The organism is Phenylobacterium sp. (assembly GCF_041920015.1).
Lineage (GTDB): Bacteria > Pseudomonadota > Alphaproteobacteria > Caulobacterales > Caulobacteraceae > Phenylobacterium.
Genome location: NZ_JAYRST010000114.1, coordinates 1 through 6818 on the forward strand (window position 1 = coordinate 1; position 6818 = coordinate 6818).

Annotated in this window: 10 protein-coding genes and 1 tRNA gene; 2 read left to right on the top strand and 9 right to left on the bottom strand. The window is 67.8% G+C overall.

Going from position 1 to position 6818, the window contains the following annotated elements:
- The 8 genes from ACE3TL_RS15965 to ACE3TL_RS16000 all read right to left on the bottom strand — a co-directional run.
- Positions 1 to 194, bottom strand: a 194-nt coding sequence (locus ACE3TL_RS15965; RefSeq protein ID WP_374579658.1) for a hypothetical protein, incomplete at its 3' end; no start/stop codon positions are given.
- A 38-nt stretch (positions 195 to 232) separates the two neighbouring features.
- Complete coding sequence (locus ACE3TL_RS15970) at positions 233 to 1057, bottom strand: enoyl-CoA hydratase-related protein (RefSeq protein WP_374579659.1); 825 nt, start codon at positions 1055 to 1057, stop codon at positions 233 to 235.
- A 111-nt stretch (positions 1058 to 1168) separates the two neighbouring features.
- Complete coding sequence (rplA, locus tag ACE3TL_RS15975; protein WP_374579660.1) at positions 1169 to 1858, bottom strand: 50S ribosomal protein L1; 690 nt, start codon at positions 1856 to 1858, stop codon at positions 1169 to 1171.
- A 4-nt stretch (positions 1859 to 1862) separates the two neighbouring features.
- Positions 1863 to 2294, bottom strand: a complete 432-nt coding sequence (gene rplK, locus ACE3TL_RS15980; RefSeq protein WP_374579661.1) for a 50S ribosomal protein L11 — start codon at positions 2292 to 2294, stop codon at positions 1863 to 1865.
- 243 nt (positions 2295 to 2537) lie between these two features.
- Positions 2538 to 2957, bottom strand: a complete 420-nt coding sequence (locus ACE3TL_RS15985) for a GxxExxY protein (protein WP_374579662.1) — start codon at positions 2955 to 2957, stop codon at positions 2538 to 2540.
- 65 nt (positions 2958 to 3022) lie between these two features.
- Positions 3023 to 3586 (bottom strand): transcription termination/antitermination protein NusG, encoded by a 564-nt coding sequence (gene nusG / locus ACE3TL_RS15990; RefSeq protein WP_374579663.1) that lies wholly within the window; start codon positions 3584 to 3586, stop codon positions 3023 to 3025.
- An 8-nt stretch (positions 3587 to 3594) separates the two neighbouring features.
- A complete protein-coding gene (gene secE, locus ACE3TL_RS15995; RefSeq protein ID WP_374579664.1) occupies positions 3595 to 3903 on the bottom strand; it encodes a preprotein translocase subunit SecE in 309 nt (102 codons plus the stop codon).
- A 63-nt stretch (positions 3904 to 3966) separates the two neighbouring features.
- Positions 3967 to 4042: transfer RNA gene (locus tag ACE3TL_RS16000), tRNA-Trp, on the bottom strand.
- Between the two features lie 245 nt (positions 4043 to 4287).
- Between ACE3TL_RS16000 and ACE3TL_RS16005 the strand changes: the two genes are divergently transcribed.
- Entirely contained in the window at positions 4288 to 4479 is a 192-nt protein-coding gene (locus ACE3TL_RS16005) for a hypothetical protein (protein ID WP_374579667.1), read from the top strand.
- A gap of 3 nt (positions 4480 to 4482) precedes the next feature.
- Here ACE3TL_RS16005 and ACE3TL_RS16010 read toward each other — a convergent pair whose 3' ends face one another.
- Positions 4483 to 5670 carry a GNAT family N-acetyltransferase gene (locus ACE3TL_RS16010; RefSeq protein WP_374579665.1) on the bottom strand — a complete coding sequence of 396 codons (1188 nt, stop codon included), beginning with the start codon at positions 5668 to 5670 and terminating at the stop codon, positions 4483 to 4485.
- Positions 5671 to 5841: 171 nt separating this feature from the next.
- Here ACE3TL_RS16010 and ACE3TL_RS16015 point away from each other — a divergent pair, with 171 nt between their 5' ends.
- Positions 5842 to 6627 carry a CVNH domain-containing protein gene (locus tag ACE3TL_RS16015; protein WP_374579666.1) on the top strand — a complete coding sequence of 262 codons (786 nt, stop codon included), beginning with the start codon at positions 5842 to 5844 and terminating at the stop codon, positions 6625 to 6627.
- Positions 6628 to 6818: the final 191 nt, after the last annotated feature.

Sequence of the window (6818 nt, forward strand, 5' to 3'; positions counted from 1 at the left end):
AGGCGGTGACGCTGTTCGATCTTGCGCAGGAACATCAGCGTGGCGACCACCAGGCCGGTTCCCGAGACCGCAGCGCTGATCAGCAGCGTCCAGGCCGGCCGGTCCACCCAGGCGCTGGGCAGCAGGCGCAGGATCAGGGTCGAGACCGCCCAGACGAAACTCCCCCGCGCCCCGAACCAGGCGTAGAGATGCAAGGCTCCCCGGCTCTGCGCCTGGGCGGCGCCGTCTGTCGCTAACCCTGCCAAGCCGCCGCCCTCTTCTCCATCCAGGCCTTCACCCCTTCCTTGTAGTCGGGGTGCCGGATCATCGTTTCCAGCAGCCGTTCGGCCTCGGTGACCGCCGAGGCGGCGTCGCGATGCAGGTCGCGATAGATCTGGCGCTTGGTCTCCCGCGCCGATCCGGGCGCGACGCTGTCGGCGAGCTTGCGGGCGTAGTCCATGACCGCCGGCATCAACGCCTCCGGCTCGACCAGGTCGTTGAGGAAGCCCATGCGATCGGCCTCCTGTGCGGTGAAGACCCGGCTCGACAGCAGGATGTCGTTGGCGTGCGTCAGCCCGACGATGCGCGGCAACACCCATGACAGCCCGAACTCCGCCGGGAAGTTGAACCGCCCATGCGCGGCGGTGAACTTCGCCCCCTTCGCGGCGAACCGCAGGTCGGCGAAGGCGGCCAGCACCAAGCCCACCCCGGCCGCGGCCCCGTTGATGGCCGCGATCACCGGCTTGCCGATCCCGAAGTGATAGGCGAAGGCTGCATCAAAGCGTGGATCGACGCCAAAGCCTGGCCGGGCGATGTCCTCGCTCGTCCCAGGATCGTAGCGTCCCTTCTCCGAATGGCCCTCCAGCGCCCCAAGGTCGGCGCCGGCGCAGAAAGCCTGACCTTCCGGGTCGCCGGTGACGACGATCACCCGCACCTCGCGGTCGGCGTCGGCCTGCTGCAGCAGCCAGCAGTACTCGGTATGCATTCGCCCGGTCCAGGCGTTGCGGCGTTTGGGCCTGGACAAGGTGACTACGGCGACGCCGCCCGTCGCCTCGTAGCGGGTGGTCTTGAGCTCCATGCCGCCCCTTCCTTGCTGACGCAGGCCCATAAGACCCGGTTCGCGCGCAAAGAAAAAGGGAGCGGCCTTGCCGGCCGCTCCCTTCGAGCTCTTTCGAGCAGAGCCGTGCGTTTAGACGCCGACCGACCCGGTGTCGACCTTGAAGCCGGGGCCCATGGTCGAGGACAGGCTGATCCGCTTGATGTAGGTGCCCTTGGCGCCCGACGGCTTGGCCTTGTTCAGCGCGTCCACCAGGGCGCGGACGTTGACCAACAGGGCTTCTTCCGAGAACGAGGCCTTGCCGATGCCGGCGTGGATGATGCCGGTCTTCTCGGTGCGGAACTCGATGGCGCCGCCCTTGGCGTCCTTCACGGCTTGGCCGACGTTCGGGGTCACGGTGCCGACGCGCGGGTTCGGCATCAGGCCGCGCGGGCCCAGCACCTTACCGAGGCGGCCGACCAGGGCCATCATGTCCGGGGTCGCGATCACGCGGTCGAACTCCATGAAGCCGCCCTGGATGCGTTCCACCAGGTCCTCGGCGCCGACCACGTCGGCTCCGGCGGCCTTGGCTTCATCGGCCTTGGCGTCCTTGGCGATGACGGCGACGCGCACGTCGCGGCCGGTGCCCGACGGCAGCGAGACCACGCCGCGGACCTGCTGGTCGGCGTGGCGCGGGTCGACGCCGAGGTTGACGGCGATCTCGATCGACTCGTCGAACTTGGCCTTGGCGTTTTCCTTGACCAGCTTGACGGCGGCTTCGACGGCGTGGGTGGCGTTACGGTCGCCGGTCCAGGCCTGGATGCGCTTGGGTTGCTTAGCCATCTGATCAGGCCTCCGTGATTTCGAGGCCCATCGAGCGCGCGGAGCCCTCGATGATCTTCGCAGCGGCCTCAACGTCGTTGGCGTTGAGGTCCTTCATCTTCTTCTCGGCGATTTCACGCAGTTGGCTACGCGAGATCGAGCCGGCCTTGTCGCGGCCCGGAGCCTTCGAACCCGACTTCAGGTTCAGCGCCTGCTTGATGAAGTGGGTCGCCGGCGGGGTCTTGGTGATGAAGGTGAAGGACTTGTCCTGGTAGACCGTGATCACGGTCGGCAGCGGGGTGCCCTTCGGCTCCTTCTCGGTGCGGGCGTTGAACTCCTTGCAGAAGCCCATGATGTTGACGCCGCGCTGACCCAGCGCCGGGCCGATCGGCGGCGACGGCGTCGCCGAGCCGGCAGGCACCTGCAGTTTGATATAGCCCAGAATCTTCTTGGCCATGGTTTCTCCTCGAGACCGGAACCCCGGTCGGTTGAGCCGTGGTGCGGGGTCGCATGACCACCCCTCCCACGGATTTCCCCCACGCAAGCGCAAGGCGGCCCCTCGGACCGAAGCGCGGGCTATTAGCAGGGTCGGTCTTCAGAAACAACCTGATTGCCGACCGACCCCGGCGCGCCGACCAGTCGGAACGCTCGCCTCACCACCAAGACGCCAAGGACACCAAGGTCCACCAAGGCGTCGCCTTCAATTTACGAAACGACGGACGCCTTGTTTGAACAGCGGGACATTGAAATTCATCAGAAAGCCCAGCTTGCGGCCCGATAGCTTGAGGTAAGTCAGGAGTTGCGCCTCATGGAGGCGCGAAAGCGCCTCGACTGCCTTAACCTCGACGATGACCGCGTCTGAAACTAGGAGATCCAGTCGATAAGCGCCTTCGATCCGCTGGCCCTTGTAGTCGATGGGCGCGACGACTTGGCGTGCGACAGCAAGGCCGCGAAGCGTGAGCTCCCGCTCCAGACATGCCTCATAGACCGACTCTAGAAGTCCGGGCCCAAGAGTTCTGTGCACGGCAAGGCCGGCGTCGACGACCTCACGCCCGACGGCGTCGAGATCGACGCTGCCTCTTGGTGGGCCTTGGTGTCCTTGGTGCTCTTGGGGGTTCAAAAGAAAACTCGCCGCCCCAGGAAGGACGACGAGTTTACGGATTCAGATTGAGGCCCCGCCAGCCGTCAGGCCAGCTTTTCGACCTGGCCGTATTCGAGTTCGACCGGGGTGGCGCGGCCGAAGATGGAGACGGTGACGCGCAGGCGGGCGCGTTCCTCGTCCACCGCTTCCACCGAGCCGTTGAAGCTGGCGAAGGGGCCGTCGGTGACGCGCACCTGCTCGCCGATCTCGAAGGAGATGGTGGGCTTGGGACGCTCCACGCCCTCTTCGATGGCGCCGATGATGCGGGCGACCTCACGTTCGGAGACCGGCATGGGCTTGGAGCCCGAGCCGAGGAAGCCGGTCACCTTCGGGGTGTTCTTGATGAGGTGGTAGGCCTCGTCCGTCAGCTCCATCTTCACCAGCACGTAGCCGGGGAAGAACTTGCGCTCGGCGTTGACCTTGCGGCCGCGGCGGATCTCCACCACGTCCTCGGTCGGCACCAGGATGTCGGAGAAGTTCTCTTCCAGGCCCTGGCTCTTGGCCTGCTCGCGGATCGACTCGGCCACCTTCTTCTCGAAGTTCGAGTAGGCGTGGACGATGTACCACTTGTGGCGCGGATTGGGGGCGGTGGGGGTTTCGGCGTTCATAGGTCTCCTCAGCCCCCGTTCGCGAGCTTCAGCAACAGGTTGATGCCCAGGCCGAGGCCGAAATCCACCGCCAGGAAGAACAGCGCCGCCAGGACCACCATGATCCCGACCATCACGGTCGTGATCCAGGTCTCCTTGCGGGACGTCCAGGTCACCTTGCGGGCTTCGGCGCGGACCTCGCGGAGGAACTGGGCCGGGTTGGTCCGCTTCTTGGCCGGCGCGGACTGCGCCAGGGCCGAGGCAGGGGCGATCGCCGCAGCCGTCTTCGCGGCGCGGGACTTCATCGCTTGCGGGGACGAACCCGGTTTCCTGGCCATCAGGCTCTTACGACTCTCTTCAGATGGGCGGCGGCTGCGCGCCCGATGTACTTATATAGTGAATGGCAGGAGTGGAGGGACTCGAACCCCCGGCCCTCGGTTTTGGAGACCGATGCTCTACCAGCTGAGCTACACTCCTACGCGTCGACCCGGCCCCGTCTTCCTCCGGCTTTCCGTCGCTTGCGAACCGCGGCTGTGGAACCGCTCGTCCGCCCTTGCGGCTATGGAAAGTCAGACTCCAACGATGTCGGGTAGGACGCAGGCGTATGACGCAAAGCGCGCGCCGTTTCAAGTGACTTCGGCTGGAAGCCCAGGGCCTCTGCGGATCGTTCCCGCAGGCCCGGCGTTCGCTTCCGATAGCCTTGAAGGAAACTCCCCGTGGCCATGCAAGACGCCAAACGCCCAGACCCCCGGCATGCCGACGCAGCCCGCAACCGGGACGAAGACATGAAGCCCGGCCGCCCTCCCCGGCCCGCGACCGAGCCCGCCGGCTCCGAATCCTCCAGCCGCACGCCCAAGACCATGACCGATCCGGCCACCGGCGCGCCGAATCGGCGAAAGCCCGATCCCGCCTGACGCCTATTCGGCCAGCAGGCCGTAGATCCCGAGGCCGAGGCCCAGGCCGATCCCGATCGAGGCCCGCGGCTTGCGGCGCGCCAGCACCGCCAGGGCTCGCGACACCGCCCGCGCCTTGCCGTCCAGCCGCGGCTCGCAGGCGGCGATGCAGTCCCATCGGCGATCCAGCCGCCCGCCCGCCTCGCTCACGGCGCGCCGCGCCCCCGGCGCTACTCTCAGCATCCTGTCGGCCGCGCCGCGGGCGGCGTCCGCCCAGCCGCCATGAGCGACCTCGCCCTCCCAGACCTCCAGCCCCGGATCGGCGAAGTCGCGCTTGTAGGCCTCTCCCCCCGCTCCGAAATCGACGGTGGCCACCCCGCGATCGGCCAGGGCTCTCAAGGTCTCCAGGGTCATGAGCGATCCTGGCGAATAGCGCGCGAACTTGGGATCGTAGACCGGGAACCAGAGATGATAGGCGGGCCCCGACTGCAGCCCCATCTCCGCGGCGATCAACCGCCCGCCGGCCCGCAAGGTGGCGAACCGCGCCCCGAACCCCGGCTCTCCGCGCCCGGCCAGTTCCCGGACGAACGCCTCGACCCAGGGGCTGGAGAAGATGTCGTGCTGGCCGGTCCGCCGCAACTGGGCGCGCTTGAGCGTCAGGATGAAGTCCAGCGCCTCCTCCCCATCCCCGGCCAGGTCGAACGACAGGGGGCCATGCGCCTCGGCCAGCCGCCGGGCGCGGCGGCGCTTGTCCTTCAGGAAGTCGCTGCGCCGTCCGGCCAGATAGGCGTCGTACCCCTGCGACAGGTCGGCGATCATCGCGGTGCGCAGCGCCGCTCCCTCCGGCGCAGCCGTTCCCATAAGGCCGTTGAACCTGAACCGGCGCGCACCCAGCGCCGCGGTCAACCGCGTCAGGTCGATGGCGCATCCGGGGCGCACGAGCGGGCCGTGATAGTCGGTCAGCGGCGCGGCGATCGGCTGGATCAACCGCCCCCGACGCTGAAAGGCGAACAAACCCTCGACCCGTCCGCGACGCGAAATCACCGCGACCTGCGCGCCCGGCGTCGACGCGCCGGCGGCCAGCACGTACCGCAGATCGAAATACGGGCTGCGAAAGGCCGGGTCGGCGGCCCGGAACTCGGCCCAAAGGCCGCGCAACTCCACATCCATTTGGTCGGGCCGCACGATGTCGACGGCCAGATCAGCGCCCATGGCAGGACCTCGAACCACGGCCCTCGAAACTGTCAGGCGCCGTTCAGGTGGCGGAAGCTAAACCGTCAGACGTAAACGACGCGTTCTATGCTGACGCTTTGGCCTGGTGTCTAATATCCAGGGCGTCCGACGCCACGCGTGGTCGAACTTAGGATCTTGGGAGACCGAGCAATGAAGACATGGTTCGCAGGCGCCGCGCTCGCGGCGGCGGCCCTCTGCGGCGCCCAGGCGCATGCGCAGCCGCAGGAACAGCGTTGGGGCGGCGGCTGGGGGCCCGGCGATGGGCGCACGCCTCAGGGAAGCTACCAGCAGAGCTGCCGCGACATCCGCATCAACGGCGCCACCCTGACCGCGACCTGCCAGGACAGCCGCGGCCGCTGGCAGTACAGCAGCCTGAACTATCGCAACTGCCGCGACGACATCGCCAACCAGAACGGCCGCCTCGCCTGCGGCTGGAATGGCGGCGGCGGCGGATGGGGCCAGGTCCCCGCCGGCAGCTACCAGCAGAGCTGCCGCGACATCCGCACCAACGGAAACACCCTGACCGCCACCTGCCAGGACAGCCGCGGCCGCTGGCAATACAGCAGTCTGAACTACCGCGATTGCCGCAGCGAGGTCGTGAACGACAACGGCCGGCTCACCTGCCGCTGGAACGGCGGCGGCGACGGCGGTCGGCCGCCCTGGGGCGCAACGTCCGGCACATTGACGCTCTACAGCGCCCCCGACTTCGGCGGTCAGGCCTATCAGGCCAACCGCGAGGTGACCAACCTGCCCAGGCAGTACAACGACCGCGCCATGAGCCTGCGCATCGAAGGCCGCGGCGCCTGGCAGATCTGCAGCGACAGCGACTTCCGCGGCCGCTGCCAGATCTTCGACCGCGACGTGCGCGACCTTCGCCAGTACGGCCTGGGCGAAGCCGTCAGCTCGATGCGCCCGGTGAACGGCCGCCCGTACTAAGGCAGGGCGATCGCATATGCGATCCAGCTTTGTTTTCCTCCCCTGCTTTAGCGGGGGAGGGGGACCATGCGAAGCATGGTGGAGGGGGCAAGCGGCTTGCACTGAGCTTGACCCGGGGGGGGGGGGCCCCCCCCCCCCGGGGGGCCGCCCCCCCCCCCCCCCACACCGGGAGTTATGTTGCACCCGGCCGC